This window comes from Streptomyces sp. NBC_01267 (assembly GCF_036241575.1).
In the GTDB taxonomy this organism is placed as follows: domain Bacteria; phylum Actinomycetota; class Actinomycetes; order Streptomycetales; family Streptomycetaceae; genus Streptomyces.
In genome coordinates, this window is sequence record NZ_CP108455.1 from 3930889 (window position 1) to 3949662 (window position 18774).

The following is an 18774-nucleotide window of genomic DNA, read 5'->3' on the forward strand; positions in this document are numbered from 1 at the left end:
GCCAGGGGCTACCAGGCCGAAGGCGGCCCGTACTGCTGCTGAGACTGCGAGGCCTGCGAGGGCCCCTGCGGTTGGCTTCCCTGCGGTTGGCTTCCCTGCGCCTGGACCTGCGGCCGGCCCTGCGTCCGAGCCTGTTGCTGTGCCGTCGGTGCTCCCGCCCGCCGCCGGGCGCCCACCGTCCATGCCCCCAGGCCCAGCACCAGCACCGCCCCCGCGCCGATCCCGGTGACCCCCACCAGCTTCATGGTGCCGTTCCCCGTCCCGTCGCCTCCGCCGGCGCTGAAGTCCGGAACGGCCCCCGCGTATGCGGGCGGGGACCCTGCGGTGCCCTTGATACTCGTCCGCAGCGTCAGCCCGTACTCCTTCTCCCCGAACTTGTTCGCGACCTCCGGGCTGAGCGTGACCGCCAGGTAGTAGTCACCGGCCATCCGCGCCCCGTTGACCGCGTCGCTCGTGCTGTACCGGTTCTCGTACGCCACCGGCGCCACCGGATCCGGCGCGGCCGACTTCGGCTTCCCGTCGTACGCGGTGTCCCCACTGGTGACCGCGGCGCGCACCGGGTTGTACAACTGCACCGTGAGGGCGCTCCCGACATAGCCGTTGCCCGGGGAACTGCCGAGGTCGGCCGTGGCGAAGAGCTGCTGTCCCCAGTCGACCGGCACCCGGTAGAAGAGGGTCTGTCCCGGCTTGATCCGGTCGTCCCACACTCCGCCCTTCAGCGCGGCGGCGTCGTTGAACCCCGTCCCTCCCTGTGCCCGTCCGGACTTCCCGGAGGGCGGCACGGGCGTCGCCGATGGCCAGCTGGAGGGTGCCTCCGTCGGGCCGCCCGACCCGGCCTTCAGACCGGGCTCGGTGTCGAACCGGATCTCCAGGTCCCACTCCTCCTGCGCGGACGTGGCCTTGGTCGTCCGCTCGATCAGCACGTAGTACGGGCCGGCCGTCCGGCAGGAAGTGCTGCCCTTCTTGATCGTGCGGGAGGCGTAGGCGGCGATCGGACGGGGGTACTGGGCCGAGCCGAACACCGCATCGTCGTTGTAGTCACAGGAGTCGCCCTCACGATCCTGGAGCGTCACCTTGATGCCGTCGGCGTAGCCGACCTTCGCCTCCGGCCCCAGCTTCGGTACGGCGACCGCCGAGACGTACGCATTCGAATCGGCGTCCAGTTCCACCTGGTAGTAGAGCTGGCCGCCCGGCTTGATGGCGGACCGGTACGTCGAACCGGCCTTGAGCTCCTGCGCGTCGGTGCTGGCCGGCGCGCCCGCCACCCTCTTCGCGTGCGAGTCGAAGACGTACGGATCGGGGTCGCCCACTGCCAGGGCCTGCCCCGGCAGTGCCCCCACGGCGCACGTCGCCACCACCGCGGCCAGCACGATCCGTCCCCTGCTGCGCTGTCTCATCACCCGTTACCCCTCGTCGTCCTCGCGGCAACCCGGCGCCGCCCCCGTACAAAGACCGCCCCCGCGATCACAGCGACCACAACAGCCCCACCGCCCACTGCAGCAACAGTCTTGGTGCCGCTCCATCCTGCCCCGGCACTCGCACCACTGTCTGCGCGCGCGGCTGAATCCTGGCCGCGGCCGGCCGCCCCCTGCCCGCCCGCGTCCTTGGCGAGCGCGGGAGCACCGTGCTGAGGCCCCGCCAGCTCGTCACCGAGCACGGCCACCCTCAGCACCACACCGATCTGCGGGTTCGCGGCGATCTCGGCGGCCTTCGCACCGAGCGTCACCGCGATGTAGAAACCCCCCTTGGCATGGACCGGGATCACATCGGGGTGCGACTCGTACCTGTTGGTCCACGCGACCGGCACCGTTCCCATGTCCACCGCGGCGGGACGGCCGTTGTAGACGGCTTTCGGGCTGAATTCCGTGGTGCCGGTGCCGACGGGCGCCCGAGCCGGGGTGTAGACCTGCGTCGCGCCGTACGACAGCACCGGCGAAGCACCCGACACCGTCGGTTCGTTGGCGAACTCCACGCCGTAGCGGACCTGCTGACCCCAGCCCGCGGGCACCTTGTACCAGAGCGTCTGGGAGGGCAGGATCCGATCGCGCCAGACGCCCTGGCCGAGCACCCGCGCATCGTTGAACCCGGTACCGCCCGTCACGTCCTGCGGAGTCCCGGTGGGCAGCACGGCGTTCTTGTCGCCCTTCCCGTACTCCGGCCGCGACTGAGCGGGGGTCACCCCCTGCGCGAGGGGCTCCTCCACGTCGTACGTCAGCTCCAGCGGCCAGCGACCGGCGTCCGAACCGGGCGCGCTCTCCCGCTCGACCTCCAGCCAGTACCGGCCGGCCCTGTCACAGATCCCGGTCCCCTCCTCGTTCGGGATCCGGGCCAGGGCCGAAGTCAGCGGCGTCGCACCCTCGTTCTGGAAGAAGTGCACGGTGCCGGTGTCGCAGGAGCCGTCGGCCGCGTACAGGAGCCGGGTGCGCAGCGCGTCGAGGGAGCCGACCGCCGCACCGGCCTGCGGGACCGCGGTCACCGAGAAGTCCACGGTGGACGCGGCATCGAGCTCGACGGCGTAGTACCGCTTCTCACCGGGCCCGACGGTGTCCAGGTACTGGCCGGGCGGAAGCACCGGAGCCTTCCCCCGGCCGGCCGCTCCTGCGACCCGCTCGCCCTTCGTGCGGTAGCCGTCCGCGGAGAGCTGCGAGGCGCGCTGGAGCTGCCGGGCGAGTGCCTCGGCGTCGGGCGCGTCGTAGTAACGCCCGTTCCCCGCCCCCGCGATGCATTCGAGCTGCTGCCTGGCCTTGCCGCGCACCTGGAATCCGACGGTGTCGATCCGCAGGTCCGCACCCTCCCTGCCGAGCTGTTTCGCCACGTCGCACGGTGCGGGCGTACCGCAGTTGTCCTCGCCGTCGGAGATCAACAGGATCGTGCGCGTCCCGGTCGCCCCTCCGGACGGCCGTGGAAGGTCCCTGGCCGCCTTCTGGAGCGACAGGCCGATGGGAGTGTCACCTCTGGGCCGCACGGCCGCCACGGCGCTCTTCAGCGCGGCGCGGTCCAGCGGCTGCACGGAGCGCGCCAGCCGGGTGTCGGTGCACCCGCTGGACCGGTCGGCCCCGTACACCCGCAGCCCGGTGGGGTAGCCGTCGGGCAGACCGTCCACCACGGTGCCCACCGCCCGTCGGGCGGTCTCCATCCGCGTACGTCCCGAGCCGTCGTCATCCGTCATGGAGCCGGAGGAATCCAGCACCATCACCAGGCTGTTGCCGCCGCCCGTACTCGCCGACCCTGCGGCCTGTGCCGTCTGAAGCGGCCCGGCCGACAGCGCCAATAGCGCCGACACGGCCGCACCGGCCAGAAGTCGAGTTGTCATCTGTGGTCCCCCTCACAGTCACAAGCTTTGCTCTTGCAAGCTAATGATTTGCGAGGGTGAACTCAAGGGATGGGGCGTCACGGTCCCGCAACATCCGCCGGACACCTGGGGCCCGGACACCTGGGGCCCGGACACCACAGGACCCCGGCCGCAGAAGCGGCCGGGGTCCTGTGGGTACGACGCTGGGTCTCACACACCCGAACCTGCGGGCACGGAGTCAGTCGCCTCCGTCCACAGATCCTGCTCGGCGCGATCCGCCTGGATCTGGCGGTACACGAGGAGCCCGCCGATGGCGGCCAGTGCGACCAGGAGAAGCTTCTTCACCGCGCGACCTCGTCTTTCCTTGACGTAAGGGACTTCTGGCGCCCGACTATACACACCGGCCGATACCGATCGGTGACCTAGTTCCCCACCCAACTATCGGCCCCGGGAATGCAATCGGCCCGGACGGGAAACCGTCCGGGCCGATGTTCGCGGTGGGGCTAACAGGATTTGAACCTGTGGCCTCATCCTTATCAGGGATGCGCTCTAACCAACTGAGCTATAGCCCCGCGCTGCCCCTGAAGATTAGCGCACTCCAGGGCCAGTCCCAAAATCGATAGCCGAGGTCCTACTCGTCCTCGGCCAGCGTCAGCTCGACGCCACCCACGAACCCGGCCGACAGGTTGTAGATGAAAGCCCCGAGCGTCGCCAGCGCAGTGGCCAGCACCACGTCGATCACCGCGATGACCGACGTGAACAGCAGCACCCGCGGCAGCGAGAGGAACGACTGAAGATCGAAGCCGCTTCCGTCACTGGAGCCCGTGGCATCGCTGATGGTCCCGCCCACCGTGGTGAAGACGCCCATCGCGTCCATGACCATCCACAGCACCGCGGCCGCCACGATCGTGCAGATGCCCAGCGCGATGGACAGCAGGAAGCTGACCTTCATCACCGACCACGGATCGGCCTTGGCGACCCGCAGCCTTGCCTTGCGCGTACGGGGCGTCGTACGCGCCCCTGTGCGTGCCTTGCGCACGCCGGCCTGCGTACCACCCGCCGGGCGCTGCTGTCCGCCCTGCGTGCCGCCGGCGCCCGGCGACGGGTAGGCCTGCGGCGGCTGATACGGCTGCGCCTCGAACTGCGGCTGCGCCCCACGCGTGTCCGTCACCGTTCCCCCTTGAGAGTCCGCGGCAGGGCCACGGGCACCGTGTGCTCCAGCTCCGGAAGCGGCCGCTCCGGCGCCCGTGGCTCCACTCACGTTCTACTCCTCGTGCTCCCCGGCCGAAGGCTCGGTGCCCTCGACTACCGCCTCGGTCGCATCGCCGTCGACCGGTTCACCGTCGACCGCGTCGCCGTCGACCGCGTCAATCTCTTCGGCCTCACGGCCTGCCTCGGCGTTACGAGCGATACCGACCACGGCATCGCGCTTGCCCAGGTTGATCAGTTGAACGCCCATGGTGTCACGGCCGGTCTCCCTGACTTCATTGACTCGCGTACGAATCACACCACCGCCGAGCGTGATGGCGAGGATCTCGTCCGTCTCCTCCACCACCAGAGCACCGACCAGCGAGCCCCTGTCCTCCACGATCTTGGCGGCCTTGATGCCGAGGCCGCCGCGGCCCTGAACGCGGTACTCGTCGACGGGGGTCCGCTTGGCGTACCCACCGTCAGTGGCAGTGAACACGAAAGTACCGGTCCGCACGACATTCATCGAGAGCAGCTCGTCCCCCTCACGGAAACTCATGCCCTTCACGCCGGAAGTCGCACGCCCCATCGGGCGCAACGCGTCATCCGTCGCCGTGAACCGGATCGACTGCGCCTTCCTGCTGACCAGGAGCAGATCGTCCTCCGCCGAGACCAGCTCGGCACCGATCAGCTCGTCGTCGCTGCCGTCCGCGGTCTCCCGCAGGTTGATCGCGATGACGCCGCCGGAACGGGGCGAGTCGTAGTCCTTGAGAGGAGTCTTCTTCACCAGGCCGCCCTTGGTGGCCAGGATCAGATACGGCGCCGCGTCGTAGTCCCGGATCGCCAGGATCTGTGCGATCTGCTCGTCCGGCTGGAACGCCAGCAGGTTGGCGACGTGCTGCCCGCGCGCATCCCGGCCCGCATCCGGCAGTTCGTACGCCTTCGCCCGGTAGACCCGGCCCTTGTTCGTGAAGAACAGCAGCCAGTGATGGGTCGTCGAAACGAAGAAGTGAGCGACGATGTCGTCCTGCTTCAGCTTCGTGCCCCGCACACCCTTGCCGCCACGCTTCTGCGACCGGTAGTCCTCGGTCTTGGTGCGCTTGACGTAACCACCGTTGGTGATGGTGACGACGATGTCCTCCTCGGCGATCAGGTCCTCGATGGACATGTCACCGTCGAAGGGCACCAGCTTGGAGCGCCGGTCGTCGCCGAACTTGTCGACGATCACCGCGAGTTCCTCGCTGACGATCTGCCGCTGCCGATCGGGCGAGATCAGAATCGCCCTGTACTCATTGATCTTCGCCTGCAGCTCGTCGTGCTCGGCCGTGATCTTCTGGTGCTCCAGTGCGGCCAGTCGGCGCAGCTGCATCTCCAGGATCGCGTTCGCCTGGATCTCGTCGATCTCCAGCAGGCCCATGAGGCCCTCACGCGCCACTTCCACCGTCTGGCTGCGCCGGATGAGCGCGATGACCTCGTCGATCGCGTTCAGCGCCTTCAGCAGGCCACGCAGGATGTGCGCCCGCTCCTCGGCCTTGCGCAGCCGGAACTTCGTACGCCGGACAATGACCTCGATCTGATGCGTCACCCAGTGCCGGATGAACGCGTCGATCGACAGCGTGCGCGGCACCCCGTCGACGAGCGCCAGCATGTTCGCGCTGAAGTTCGACTGCAGATCGGTGTGCTTGTAGAGGTTGTTCAGCACGACCTTGGCGACCGCGTCGCGCTTCAGCACGACGACCAGCCGCTGACCGGTACGCGAGGACGTCTCGTCGCGGACATCCGCGATGCCGCCGACCTTGCCGTCCTTCACCAGGTCGGCGATCTTCTGCGCCAGGTTGTCGGGGTTGGTCTGGTACGGAAGCTCCGTGACGACCAGGCACTGACGGTTCTGGATCTCCTCGACCGCCACGACCGCGCGCATCGTGATGGAGCCGCGTCCGGTGCGGTACGCCTCCTCGATGCCCTTGCGCCCCACGACCAGCGCACCGGTCGGGAAGTCCGGACCCTTGATCCGTTCCATCAGAGCGTCCAGGAGGTCCTCGTGCGAGGCCTCCGGGTTCTCCAGGTACCACTGGGCGCCGGCCGCCACCTCACGCAGGTTGTGCGGCGGGATGTTGGTGGCCATACCGACCGCGATACCGGCCGAGCCGTTGACCAGCAGGTTCGGGAACCGCGCCGGCAGAACCGTCGGTTCCTGGTTACGGCCGTCGTAGTTGTCCTGGAAGTCGACGGTCTCCTCGTCGATGTCCCTGACCATCTCCATTGACAGCGGCATCATCTTGCACTCGGTGTACCGCATGGCGGCAGCCGGGTCGTTGCCGGGAGAGCCGAAGTTTCCGTTCGAGTCCACCAGCGGCATACGCATCGACCAGTGCTGCGCCAGCCGCACGAGCGCGTCGTAGATCGAGGAGTCACCGTGGGGGTGGTACGTGCCCATGACGTCACCGACGACACGGGCGCACTTGTAGAAGCCCTTCTCGGGCCGGTAACCACCGTCGTACATCGCGTACAGCACTCGGCGGTGCACGGGCTTCAGACCGTCCCGCACATCCGGCAGCGCACGCGACACGATGACGGACATCGCGTAGTCGAGGTAGGAGCGCTGCATCTCCGTTTCGAGCCCGACGGGCTCGACACGCATACCCACGCCCTCGACAACGGGCACCGCTTCGGGCATCACAGGGGAATTCTCGTCGGCCATTGCTGGTCAAAGTCCTTTCGAGCTACGGCTTGTACGGCCGACTCAGATGTCGAGGAAGCGGACGTCCTTGGCGTTGCGCTGGATGAAGGAGCGCCGCGCCTCGACGTCCTCACCCATCAGCACCGAGAACAGGTCGTCGGCCTGCGCCGCGTCGTCCAGAGTGACCTGTCCGAGCACGCGGTGGTCCACGTCCATCGTGGTGATCCGCAGTTCCTCGGCGTTCATCTCACCGAGACCCTTGAACCGCTGGATCGAGTCGTCCTTGATCCGCTTGCCGTTCTGCTTGCCCAGTTCGACCAGGGCGTCGCGCTCCCGGTCCGAGTACGCGTACTCGAAGTCGTCCCGGCCCCACTTGATCTTGAACAGCGGCGGACGCGAGAGATACACGTGCCCGGCCTCGACCAGCGGCCTCATGAACCGGAACAGGAACGTCAGGAGCAGCGTGTTGATGTGCTGGCCGTCGACGTCGGCGTCCGCCATGAGAATGATCTTGTGGTAGCGCAGCTTCTCGATATCGAAGTCCTCGTGGACCCCGGTACCGAACGCCGAGATCAGCGCCTGTACCTCGGTGTTCTGCAGAATCTTGTCGATCCGCGCCTTCTCGACGTTCAGGATCTTGCCCCGGATCGGCAGGATCGCCTGGTACATCGGGTTACGCCCGGACTTCGCCGAACCACCGGCGGAGTCACCCTCGACGATGAAGATCTCGCACTTCGTCGGGTCGTTCGACTGGCAGTCGCTCAGCTTGCCCGGCAGGGACGCGCTCTCCAGCAGCCCCTTGCGCCGGGTCAGGTCACGCGCCTTACGCGCCGCGACCCGTGCCGTCTGCGCCTGGATGGCCTTGCGGATGATGTCCACGGCCTCGTTCGGGTTCCGGTCGAACCAGTCCGTGAGGTGCTCGTAGACGACCTTCTGCACGAAGGTCTTCGCCTCCGTGTTCCCCAGCTTGGTCTTCGTCTGCCCCTCGAACTGCGGCTCGCCCAGCTTCACCGAGATGATCGCCGTCAGACCCTCACGGATGTCCTCGCCCGAGAGGTTGTCGTCCTTCTCGCGCAGCAGCTTCTTGTCCCGCGCGTACCGGTTGACCAGGCCCGTCAGCGCGGCCCTGAAGCCTTCCTCGTGCGTACCGCCCTCATGCGTGTGGATCGTGTTCGCGAAGGAGTACACACCTTCGCTGTACTGCGAGTTCCACTGCATCGCGATCTCGGCCGAGAGCAGACGCTCCTTGTCCTCGGCCTCGACATCGATCACGGTCGGGTGGATCAGCTCACCCTTGCGCGAGTTGAGGTACTTCACGAAGTCGACGATGCCGCCCTCGTAGTGGTACGTGACCGTACGGACCTGCTCCTCGCCCGCCGCCTCGTCGACCGTGTCCGCACCCGCGGTGGCCTTCGCCGACTCCCGCTCGTCCGTCAGCGTCAGGGTGAGGCCCTTGTTCAGGAAGGCCATCTCCTGGAACCGCCGCGACAGCGTCTCGAAGGAGTACTCGGTCGTCTCGAAGACATCACCGTCGGCCCAGAAGGTGACCGTGGTGCCGGTGTCCTCCGTGGCCTCGTTGCGGGCCAGGGGCGCCGTCGGCACACCGAGCTTGTAGTCCTGGGTCCACCGGTACCCGTCGGTCCTGACGTCGACGGAGAGCTTCTGCGACAGGGCATTCACGACGGACACACCCACGCCGTGGAGACCGCCGGAGACGGCGTAACCGCCGCCGCCGAACTTACCGCCGGCGTGCAGCACGGTCAGGACGACCTCGACGGCCGGCTTGTTCTCCGAGGGCACGATGCCGACGGGGATGCCGCGCCCGTTGTCGACCACGCGAACGCCGCCGTCCGGAAGGATCGTGACGTCGATCCTGTCCGCGTGCCCGGCCATGGCCTCGTCGACCGAGTTGTCGACGACCTCTTGCACCAGGTGGTGGAGTCCGCGCTCACCGGTCGAGCCGATGTACATGCCGGGCCGCTTGCGAACCGCGTCCAGACCCTCGAGGACGGTGATCGCGTTGGCGTCGTACGAGGCGGTTACCTCGCCGTGCTCGCCGACAGTGGACGGGGGGATCTCATTGGGGTTGCCGGAATCGGCCACGAAGCGCCCTTTCTGGCACAGCACAGGCCTCTCCAGGGCAGGCAGGAGCGGCTGCGTCGTTCGACTTGTTCCGCGGAGCGGGATTGTCACTCAGTCTACCGGTAGCGCAGACGTGAATGGGGGTTTGCCGGTACCTGAGTCCACATGTGCCGCCCTGAACCGGCGCCGTCCGACTCCCCATATTCGGGAAGGGGCTCCAGGAGGCTCACACGGGCTTTAAGCGCTTCGGCCTGTCAACCTCCCGCTACGGTGAGGGACAGGTGAGCGACCTGCCTCCCGCCTCACCCGGTAAGACGTCAGCACTGTGTGCGTTGTTTCACGTGAAACAACGCACACACGCGGAGGAAGCAGGAAAAACAGCCGAGCGCGAGCCCGGGAGTAGACAGGAGCAAGGAGGGCGGGCAGGGGCATGGCGAGGCGCGGCGGAGCGTCCTCGAAGGCCGCATCCGGCAGCGACCACGGTCCGGGCATCAGCCGTACGTGTCGCCCGGCCCCTTGCTGCCCGGCGCCCGCAGCGGCCCGAACCGGCGGGGCGGCCCACCGGGCCCCAAGACCTTCAGCAGCTTCACCGTGCCGTGGCCCAGATCCGTATTCAGCCGAGCCACCAACTGCGGCGCCAACAACCGCAGCTGTGTCGCCCAGGCCGTTGAATCGCACTGCACGGTCAGCACCCGCGCATCCTCGTCATAGCGCTGAGGCACGCAGTGTTTGGCCAGATCGTCGCCCACGATCTGTGGCCAGCGGCCCATCACCCCGCCCACCGCAGCCGGTGTCTCCCAGCCGCGCTCGGTGATCAGCCGATTGATCGCCGCACCCAGCGGCAGGGGATCCCGTCCGTCCGCCCGCGCCCCCGACCGCAGGCCACCCCGCTTGGCCTGCTTCTTCTGCTGGGCCGCAGCCCCTCGCGCCTTCGCCTGCTCCTTGGCCGCCCGCAACGCGACCCGCGCCAGATCAATACCGGAGGACTCAGGAACCTTCGGAGCCTCAGGCCCCTGCGAAGCACCTTCCGCGCCACCCGTGTCATCGGCCGAGGGCCCGCTCATACGCGTTCCACCGCCCCTTCCGAAACGGCGTACCGCACGCCGGCCAGCACACCCGGAACATCGTCGTCCACAGCCGCCGTCACAAGCACCTGCTCACCCGGAGCCACCAGCTCGGCCAGCCGTTCCCGGCGGCGCGCGTCCAACTCGGCGAACACGTCGTCGAGCACCAGCACAGGTTCATTGCCCTCGGCCCGCAGCAAGTCGTACGAAGCCAGCCGCAGCGCCAGGGCGTAGGACCACGACTCCCCGTGGCTGGCATAGCCCTTCGCGGGCAGCCGCCCCAGCTTCAGGACGAGATCGTCACGGTGCGGCCCGACCAGGGTCACCCCCCGCTCGATCTCCTGCTTACGGACCCCCACCAGGGCCGCGATCAACTGCTCGTACAGCTCGTCCCGCGACTGAGCCGCCTCGATTCCCTCGCCCAGCGAGCTCCGGTACTCCAGCGCAATCGGACCCCCGCCCGGCGCGACCTGTTCGTACGCCTTGTCCGTGAGCGGCTGCAACGTCGCGATCAGATCCAACCGCTGTGCCAGCAGCTCGGCTCCCACCCGGCCCAGGTGCTGGTCCCACACATCGAGTGTGGACATGTCCATGGAGCGGCCACCGTGCCTGCGCGCCATCGCCGCGGACTTCAGCAAGGTGTTGCGCTGCTTCAGAACCCGCTCGTAGTCGGACCGCACCCCGGCCATCCGCGGCGAGCGCGCCGTGATCAGCTCGTCCAGAAACCGCCGCCGCTCACCCGGGTCGCCCTTGACCAGGGCCAGGTCCTCGGGGGCGAAGAGTACGGTGCGCACGATCCCCAGCACATCGCGCGGTCGGACCTGCGACGACCTGTTGATCCGAGCCCTGTTGGCCCGGCCGGGATTGAGTTCGAGCTCGATGAGCTGTGACCGCTCGCCCTGTGTGACAGCGGCGCGGATGACAGCCCGGTCGGCTCCCATCCGCACCAGTGGCGCGTCCGAGGAGACCCGGTGGCTGCCGAGCGTCGCGAGATACCCGACCGCCTCGACGAGGTTCGTCTTGCCCTGGCCGTTGGCGCCCACGAACGCGGTGACGCCCGGGTCGAGAGGAACCTCGACCCGGGCGTACGAGCGGAAGTCGGCCAGCGACAGGTGCGTGACGTGCATGACCGTGCGCCGACCTTCCCTGCTGCTGGCTTACTTCTTGTTCTCGACCGCGTGGCCGCCGAACTGGTTGCGCAGCGCCGCGATCATCTTCATCTGCGGGGAGTCGTCCTGCCGCGAAGCGAAGCGCGCGAAGAGGGATGCGGTGATCGCGGGCAGCGGCACCGCGTTGTCGATCGCGGCCTCGACCGTCCAGCGGCCCTCGCCCGAGTCGGCGGCGAACCCGCGGAGCTGGTCCAGGTGCTCGTCGTCGTCCAACGCGTTGACCGCCAGGTCCAGCAGCCAGGAACGGATGACCGTGCCCTCCTGCCAGGAGCGGAAGACCTCGCGCACATCGGTGACCGAGTCGACCTTCTCCAGGAGCTCCCAGCCCTCGGCGTAGGCCTGCATCATGGCGTACTCGATGCCGTTGTGGACCATTTTGGCGAAGTGACCGGCGCCGACCTTGCCCGCGTGGACCGAGCCGAACTCGCCTTCGGGCTTGAGCGCGTCAAAGACCGGCTGCACCTTCGCGACGTGCTCGGTGTCGCCGCCGTACATCAGCGCGTAGCCGTTCTCCAGGCCCCAGACCCCGCCGGAGACACCGCAGTCGACGAAGCCGATGCCCTTGATCCCCAGCTCGACCGCGTGCTTCTCGTCGTCGGTCCAGCGCGAGTTGCCACCGTCCACGACGATGTCGCCGGGGGAGAGCAGCTCGGCCAGCTCGTCGATGGTGGACTGGGTCGCGGCACCGGCCGGCACCATGACCCATACGACGCGGGGGCCCTTGAGCTTGCCCACAAGCTCTTCCAGGCTGTGGACATCGGCTACGTCCGGGTTGCGGTCGTAACCGATGACGGTGTGACCAGCGCGGCGGATGCGCTCGCGCATGTTCCCGCCCATCTTGCCGAGGCCGACGAGACCGAGCTCCATCAGAAGATCCTTAGTGACGTGGTGGCGTTTCGTACCCGCGTCCGAGCGTACGCCGGGACGCAGGCACACACCTGCGGGGTCAGCCGCTCAGACGTACGGCGTCAGCGGGGCCTGGCAAGGGCCTCAGCCCGACAGGCGCACCGGCATGATCAGGTACTTGTACGCGTCGTCCGCCTCGGCATCGACAGCAGGCCGTCCGCTGAGCAGCGCGGGCTTGGTGGACGTGGTGAAGGAGAGCTGGGCGACCGGGGAGTCGATCGCGCTGAGACCGTCCAGCAGGAAGGTCGGGTTGAAGGCGATCGAGATGTCGTCACCGTCGAGCTTGGCGTCGACCCGCTCCACAGCCTGTGCGTCGTCGCTGGACCCGGCCTCCAGGATCAGCACGCCCTGCTCGAAGCTCAGTCGAACCGGGGTGTTCCGCTCGGCGACCAGGGACACACGCTTGACGGCCTCGACGAAAGCGGGGGTCTCGATGACAGCGATCGAATTGAACTCGGTGGGGAAGAGCGTCCGGTACTTCGGCAGGTCGCCCTCGAGCAGCCGCGTGGTCGTACGCCGTCCCGCTCCCTCGAAGCCGATCAGGCCCTCGCCCGCCCCGGATCCGGACAGCGCCAGGGTCACGGTGTCACCGCTGGTCAGCGACTTGGCGGTGTCCAGGAGCGTCTTGGCGGGCACCAGCGCGACCGCGGATGCCTCCGGGTCCTCCGGCTTCCACAGGAACTCGCGGACCGCGAAGCGGTAGCGGTCGGTGGACGCCAGGGTGACCCGGTCGCCCTCGATCTCGATGCGCACGCCGGTGAGGACGGGCAGTGTGTCGTCGCGGCCGGCCGCGATGGCCACCTGGGCGGCTGCCGAGGCGAACACCTCACCCGGAACCGTGCCGGTAGCGGTCGGCATCTGGGGCAGCGTCGGGTATTCCTCCACAGGCAGCGTGTGGAGTGTGAACCGTGAGGAACCGCAGACCACGGTCGCCCGCACACCGTCCGTGGAGATCTCCACGGGGCGGTTGGGGAGGGCCCGGCAGATGTCGGCGAGCAACCGGCCCGAGACGAGAACGGTGCCGTCCTCCTCGATCTCCGCGTCCACCGAGACCCGCGCCGAGACCTCGTAGTCGAAGCCGGAGAGGCTCAGAGCGCCTTCCTCGGCCTTCAGCAGCAGGCCCGCAAGGACGGGCACCGGCGGACGGGCCGGAAGGCTGCGGGCCGCCCAGGCCACCGCCTCCGCGAGTACATCGCGCTCCACCCGGATCTTCACCGGAACCGCCTCCTGCTGTTGCTCGCTCGCCCTGCTGGCCTTCGTCGTCGGCTTGTCGCCGGGGACCAGTCTGACCTACGCCACCGACAGTCGGTGCGAGTCGGGGTCAAGTCGTGCCGAGCGGTGCCGGGGGCTCCGGCGGCGAGTTGTGCACAGCGCCCACTTCGAAGCCAATTCCCCGGTAACTATAGGAGGCAGTAGTAGTAGGGGCTGTGGAAACCGTGGATAACCCTGTTTTCGCAGCTCAGACCCACTTTTTTGTCCACCACGCCTGTGGGTGGAGCCGGTGGAAAACTGCTCGGCTCTGTGGACGGCGAAAAGTTCTGCACACCCGATACACAGGGGAGGCCACTTTCTCCCCAGGTCTGTCCCCAGCTTTACCCATCTTCCCCACAGCCCAACCGACCTCCTTGGTGTGACGGCTTTCACTCGACCCGGTGAGCCCGGGTGTTTCGTTGCCGAACAGTGGACAAGGGTGTGGAGAAGCTGGGGACAACGTGGCGCTCCCTGTGGGCCGCCGGTGGACAACGTGATCGGCGACCAGCGGTCAAGATTTCTGTCCACAGCCTGTGGATGAAAGTTGATCACAAATCCACAGCCGTCTGACCTGGGGTGATGGAGTCTCAGCAACCGTCCCTGTGGACACTTTTGGGACAACTCAACAGTCCCCAGGGTGTGGACGGAAGATCTCCCCCGATGCTGTGGAGAAGATACGCGTGCCGCCCGTATTCGAACACCGGGAAGCCGGACAACTCACCGGACAGTTGGCAGCGAGCCGGACCCGACCCGCTGCGACGGACCGGCCGGACCCGCCGAGGAACGCCGAAGGGCGCCCCGGGATCCGATCCCGGGGCGCCCTTCACAGGCTCTGGAAGTGCTGTGTCAGCCGTTCTTGATGCGGTTGGTGAGCTCGGTCACCTGGTTGTAGATGGAGCGCCGCTCGGCCATCAGCGCGCGGATCTTCCGGTCGGCGTGCATCACGGTCGTGTGGTCACGGCCACCGAACTGCGCGCCGATCTTGGGCAGTGAGAGATCGGTGAGTTCACGGCAGAGGTACATCGCGATCTGCCGGGCCGTCACCAGCACGCGGCTGCGTGAGGATCCACAGAGATCCTCGATGGTCAGGCCGAAGTAGTCGGCCGTCGCCGCCATGATGGCGCTCGCGGTGATCTCCGGTGCCGAGTCCTCGCCACCGGGGATCAGATCCTTCAACACGATCTCGGTGAGCCCGAGATCCACCGGCTGCCGATTGAGCGAGGCGAACGCGGTCACCCGGATCAGCGCACCCTCCAGCTCCCGGATGTTGCGCGAGATGCGGGAGGCGATGAACTCGAGGACCTCCGGCGGCGCGTTCAACTGCTCCTGGACCGCCTTCTTGCGGAGGATCGCGATCCGCGTCTCCAGCTCCGGCGGCTGTACGTCGGTGGTGAGACCCCACTCGAAGCGGTTGCGCAGCCGGTCCTCCAGAGTCACCAGCTGCTTGGGCGGCCGGTCCGAGGACAGGACGATCTGCTTGTTGGCGTTGTGGAGTGTGTTGAAGGTGTGGAAGAACTCCTCCTGCGTCGACTCCTTGCTCGCCAGGAACTGGATGTCGTCGACGAGGAGGATGTCGACATCGCGGTAGCGCTTGCGGAACGTGTCGCCCTTGCCGTCGCGGATCGAGTTGATGAACTCGTTGGTGAACTCCTCGGAGCTCACATAGCGCACCCGGGTACCCGGGTAGAGGCTGCGGGCGTAGTGCCCGATGGCGTGCAGCAGGTGGGTCTTGCCGAGCCCGGACTCCCCGTAGATGAACAGGGGGTTGTACGCCTTGGCCGGCGCCTCGGCGACCGCGACGGCGGCGGCGTGCGCGAAGCGGTTGGACGCGCCGATGACGAAGGTGTCGAAGAGGTATTTCGGGTTCAGCCTGGCCTGCGGCTCGCCCGGCCCCGGTGCCGGAGCCGGCTGCGCGGCCAGCGGTCCGGGGGCCCCGCTGGGGGTGGGCAGATGGCGTTGCGAGGACTGGGGATCCCGGAGGTCGTGCCGCTCGGGGCGCTGCTGCTCGTACTCCTGACGCTCCGGCTGCCGGTAGTCGTGCTGCGGCTGCTGCGAGCGGGGGCCGGTGTAGGGGTCGCGCTCCTGGAAACCGCCGAGCCGCGGCTGCTGCCAGGAAAGGTCCTCCTGGGGCCGCGGCCAGCCGCCCGGATCGGGGCGCTGCTGCTGGTAGTCGGGGTAGGCCGGGCGTGCCGTAGGCATTCCGTCGTCGGAGGGGCGCCGACCGTATCCGTCGTACGTATCGCCGTGCCGCGGTTCGTCGTGCTGCGGATGCTGGTAGCGCGGCTGCTGCTGAGACTGGGGTGCCTGTTGCATCGGCGGAGCCGGAGGGGAGGAATCACCCACGGTGTCGTCGACAGTGATGGCGATCCGGATCGGGCGACCGCACTCGTGGCTCAGCGTTTCGCTGATGAGCGGTGCGAGCCTGCCCTCGAGGACGCGCTTGCCCCATTCATTGGGAACGGCGAGCAGGGCGGTGTCGGCCACCAGGGCCAGCGGCTGGCAGCGCTCGATCCACTGCTTGTCCTTCGGCTCGATATTTTGCTGGCCCTCGCCGAGGAGACGTTCGAGTACTCGTGGCCACACTGCGGCAAGATCGGCAGGTACATCAGCCACAGGGCACGCTCTCTCGCAGGTCCCACGAATGTGTGGTTCTCGGGACGGGGGGTGAAGACAGGCAGGAAAAAGACTTCGGAGTCCCGCCACGGTAGTCAGGGCGACCCGCAGGGTTCAAGTTGTTGTCCACAGCCTGTGCACAGCGAGGTCCGGTGAAAGGGCTGGTTTGACCGGATGGCGTAGCCGCGCGTACCGTGACCAGGTCGAGTTGTCGATGGCTGCTGCCGCCTGCCTCCGATGGGCAATGATCATGATCTTGTGGTCGTGAAGCGGTGCACACGGGCGTATTCGCGAGCTACTCGTGGGCGCACGGTGACAGCCAGGCGATGTCCCGCCATCACCCGATTCATTTCTGGAGCCCCCGAGTGAGCAAGCGCACCTTCCAGCCGAACAACCGTCGTCGTGCGAAGACCCACGGCTTCCGTCTCCGTATGCGTACGCGTGCCGGTCGCGCAATCCTGGCGACCCGCCGTGGCAAGGGTCGCTCCCGCCTGTCCGCCTGATCTCGTACAGGTCATGACGTGCTGCCTACCGAGAATCGGCTGAGGCGGCGCGAGGACTTCGCAGCCGCAGTACGACGAGGGCGCCGGGCAGGTCGCCCGCTGCTCGTCGTCCATCTACGCAGCGCTACAACGGACCCGCATGTGCCTGGGGAGAGCACTCCCCCGACACGTGCGGGTTTCGTCGTAAGCAAGGCCGTGGGCGGAGCCGTCGTCCGCACCGCCGTGAAGCGGAAGCTTCGCCATCTGGTGCGGGATCGGCTCTCACAGCTGCCCCCCGGTAGCCTGGTTGTCGTACGGGCGCTGCCCGGCGCGGGCACCGCCGACCATGCACAGCTGGCCCGAGACCTGGATGCCGCCCTGGGGCGGCTACTGGGAGGGGGCGCGCGATGAAGTACCCGCTGCTGGCTCTCATCAAGCTGTACCAGTGGACGATCAGCCCGCTCCTGGGGCCTGTCTGCAGGTACTACCCGTCGTGTTCCCACTATGGATATACGGCTATCGACCGGCACGGTGCGGTGAAGGGAACGGCGCTGACGGCCTGGCGCATCCTGCGATGCAATCCGTGGTCGCCAGGTGGCGTGGACCACGTTCCGCCGCGCAAACGTCCGCGTTGGCACGAACTGCTGCGCAATGCGTGGCGGACAAGCAAGGGCGGGCACTCCGGTCAGGAGACGGGCCCGGCCGCAGAGACCTCGCCCAATGCTCAAGGAGCCTGATTAGTGGACACGATTGCCAGTCTGTTCAGCTTTATCACTACCCCAGTTTCCTGGGTCATCGTCCAGTTCCACACGCTGTACGGGTGGATCTTTGGTCCTGACACCGGGTGGGCCTGGGGCCTGTCCATCGTGTCCCTGGTGGTGTTGATCCGGATCTGCCTGATCCCGCTCTTCGTGAAGCAGATCAAGTCGACCCGTGGCATGCAGGCGCTCCAGCCGAAGATGAAGGCGATCCAGGAGCGCTACAAGAACGACAAGCAGCGTCAGTCCGAAGAGATGATGAAGCTGTACAAGGAGACGGGTACCAACCCGCTCTCCTCGTGCCTTCCGATCATCGCGCAGTCCCCGTTCTTCTTTGCGCTGTACCACGTGCTCTCGGCCATCGCCAATGGCCAGACGAAGGGGTACATCGACGAGCCGCTCCTGGCGAGCGCGCAGAAGGCGCACATCTTCGGCGCCCCGCTGGCTGCGAAGTTCATGGACAGCTCGGACAAGGTGGCGGCGCTCGGCGCCTCACTGACCGATGTCCGGATCGTCACCGCGGTCATGATCATCATGATGTCGGCGTCGCAGTTCTACACGCAGCGCCAGCTGATGACGAAGAACGTCGACATGTCCGTCAAGACGCCGTTCATGCAGCAGCAGAAGATGCTCATGTACGTGTTCCCGCTCATGTTCGCCGTAATGGGTGTCAACTTCCCGGTCGGTGTCCTCGTCTACTGGCTGACCACCAACGTATGGACCATGGGCCAGCAGATGTTCGTGATCCACCGCAACCCCACCCCCGGCAGCCAGGCTCAGTCGGGTCTGCTGGAGCGGATGCAGAAGCACCTCATCACACACGGTGCGACGCGGACGCGTCACCAGCGCAACATCATCAAGGGCATCGCGTCCAAGGAGACGAAGGACCGCAACGACGCCGAGCGGAAGTTCATCACCACGCTGAGCAAGGCCGGCCTTGTGGCACAGGCCGATGGCACCGTGGAGAAGAGCGACGCCGCGGTGGCCGCCGAGGCGGAAGGCGTCAGCCTGGAGGACGCTGCTCCCAAGCGTCAGCAGCCCAAGCGGCAGACCAAGGCAAAGCGTCAGACGGGCGCCGGTCACGCGGGCGCTGCTCAGACCGGCGGGGCCAAGACGCCAGGGGCTACCGACAAGGCCGATGACGCCGAGAAGACCTCGCTGGCCAAGGACGAGTCGCAGGACGCCGAGCCCAAGCCGGACGGTAAGTCTGCTTCCGGTACCGCACGTCAAGCCAAGTCCGGGCAGCGTAAGGGCCAGCAGCGCCCCAAGCACCCGTCCAAGAAGTAAGA

The 18774-nt window shown here is 67.4% G+C and carries 15 protein-coding genes and 1 tRNA gene; 4 read left to right on the forward strand and 12 right to left on the reverse strand.

Translation table 11 applies throughout. The features are described from left to right. Window positions 1-8: 8 nt before the first annotated feature. From OG709_RS18085 to dnaA, 12 genes are all read right to left on the reverse strand, one after another. Window positions 9-1397: a hypothetical protein gene (locus OG709_RS18085; protein ID WP_250302363.1), complete on the reverse strand. Its 1389-nt coding sequence runs from the start codon at window positions 1395-1397 to the stop codon at window positions 9-11. Then, window positions 1397-3313 carry a vWA domain-containing protein gene (locus OG709_RS18090; protein WP_329166930.1) on the reverse strand — a complete coding sequence of 639 codons (1917 nt, stop codon included), beginning with the start codon at window positions 3311-3313 and terminating at the stop codon, window positions 1397-1399. The genes OG709_RS18085 and OG709_RS18090 overlap by 1 nt, the downstream gene beginning before the upstream one ends. A 189-nt stretch (window positions 3314-3502) precedes the next feature. After that, entirely contained in the window at window positions 3503-3637 is a 135-nt protein-coding gene (locus tag OG709_RS18095) for a DLW-39 family protein (RefSeq protein ID WP_003958712.1), read from the reverse strand. Between the two features lie 153 nt (window positions 3638-3790). After that, a tRNA-Ile gene (locus tag OG709_RS18100) sits at window positions 3791-3864 on the reverse strand. A 59-nt stretch (window positions 3865-3923) separates the two neighbouring features. Beyond that, window positions 3924-4463 carry a DUF3566 domain-containing protein gene (locus OG709_RS18105; RefSeq protein WP_250302361.1) on the reverse strand — a complete coding sequence of 180 codons (540 nt, stop codon included), beginning with the start codon at window positions 4461-4463 and terminating at the stop codon, window positions 3924-3926. A gap of 93 nt (window positions 4464-4556) precedes the next feature. Further along, window positions 4557-7181, reverse strand: coding sequence for a DNA gyrase subunit A (gene gyrA, locus OG709_RS18110; protein ID WP_250302360.1), 2625 nt, complete (start codon window positions 7179-7181; stop codon window positions 4557-4559). A 42-nt stretch (window positions 7182-7223) separates the two neighbouring features. Next, the gene (gene gyrB, locus OG709_RS18115) at window positions 7224-9287 is read right to left on the reverse strand and encodes a DNA topoisomerase (ATP-hydrolyzing) subunit B (RefSeq protein WP_284348619.1); all 2064 of its coding nucleotides are present in this window, start codon (window positions 9285-9287) and stop codon (window positions 7224-7226) included. Window positions 9288-9733: 446 nt separating this feature from the next. Then, the gene (locus tag OG709_RS18120) at window positions 9734-10306 is read right to left on the reverse strand and encodes a DUF721 domain-containing protein (protein ID WP_250302359.1); all 573 of its coding nucleotides are present in this window, start codon (window positions 10304-10306) and stop codon (window positions 9734-9736) included. Beyond that, window positions 10303-11433 (reverse strand): DNA replication/repair protein RecF, encoded by a 1131-nt coding sequence (gene recF / locus OG709_RS18125; RefSeq protein ID WP_250302358.1) that lies wholly within the window; start codon window positions 11431-11433, stop codon window positions 10303-10305. Before recF ends, OG709_RS18120 begins: the two co-directional genes overlap by 4 nt. 30 nt (window positions 11434-11463) lie before the next feature. Then, entirely contained in the window at window positions 11464-12342 is an 879-nt protein-coding gene (gnd, locus tag OG709_RS18130) for a phosphogluconate dehydrogenase (NAD(+)-dependent, decarboxylating) (RefSeq protein ID WP_250302357.1), read from the reverse strand. A gap of 123 nt (window positions 12343-12465) precedes the next feature. After that, window positions 12466-13596 (reverse strand): DNA polymerase III subunit beta, encoded by a 1131-nt coding sequence (gene dnaN / locus OG709_RS18135; RefSeq protein ID WP_250302356.1) that lies wholly within the window; start codon window positions 13594-13596, stop codon window positions 12466-12468. Between the two features lie 882 nt (window positions 13597-14478). Beyond that, window positions 14479-16245 (reverse strand): chromosomal replication initiator protein DnaA, encoded by a 1767-nt coding sequence (gene dnaA, locus OG709_RS18140; RefSeq protein WP_284348615.1) that lies wholly within the window; start codon window positions 16243-16245, stop codon window positions 14479-14481. 365 nt (window positions 16246-16610) lie between these two features. Between dnaA and rpmH the strand changes: the two genes are divergently transcribed. Genes rpmH through yidC form a run of 4 tightly spaced genes read left to right on the forward strand, consistent with a single transcriptional unit; the run spans window position 16611 to window position 18772 of the window. Continuing rightward, window positions 16611-16748, forward strand: a complete 138-nt coding sequence (gene rpmH / locus OG709_RS18145; protein WP_030990579.1) for a 50S ribosomal protein L34 — start codon at window positions 16611-16613, stop codon at window positions 16746-16748. Between the two features lie 18 nt (window positions 16749-16766). Next, window positions 16767-17138, forward strand: a complete 372-nt coding sequence (rnpA, locus tag OG709_RS18150; protein ID WP_250302355.1) for a ribonuclease P protein component — start codon at window positions 16767-16769, stop codon at window positions 17136-17138. After that, a complete protein-coding gene (gene yidD / locus OG709_RS18155; RefSeq protein ID WP_250302354.1) occupies window positions 17135-17464 on the forward strand; it encodes a membrane protein insertion efficiency factor YidD in 330 nt (109 codons plus the stop codon). Before rnpA ends, yidD begins: the two co-directional genes overlap by 4 nt. 3 nt (window positions 17465-17467) lie before the next feature. After that, window positions 17468-18772 carry a membrane protein insertase YidC gene (yidC, locus tag OG709_RS18160; RefSeq protein ID WP_250302353.1) on the forward strand — a complete coding sequence of 435 codons (1305 nt, stop codon included), beginning with the start codon at window positions 17468-17470 and terminating at the stop codon, window positions 18770-18772. The last annotated feature ends 2 nt before the right edge of the window (window positions 18773-18774 follow it).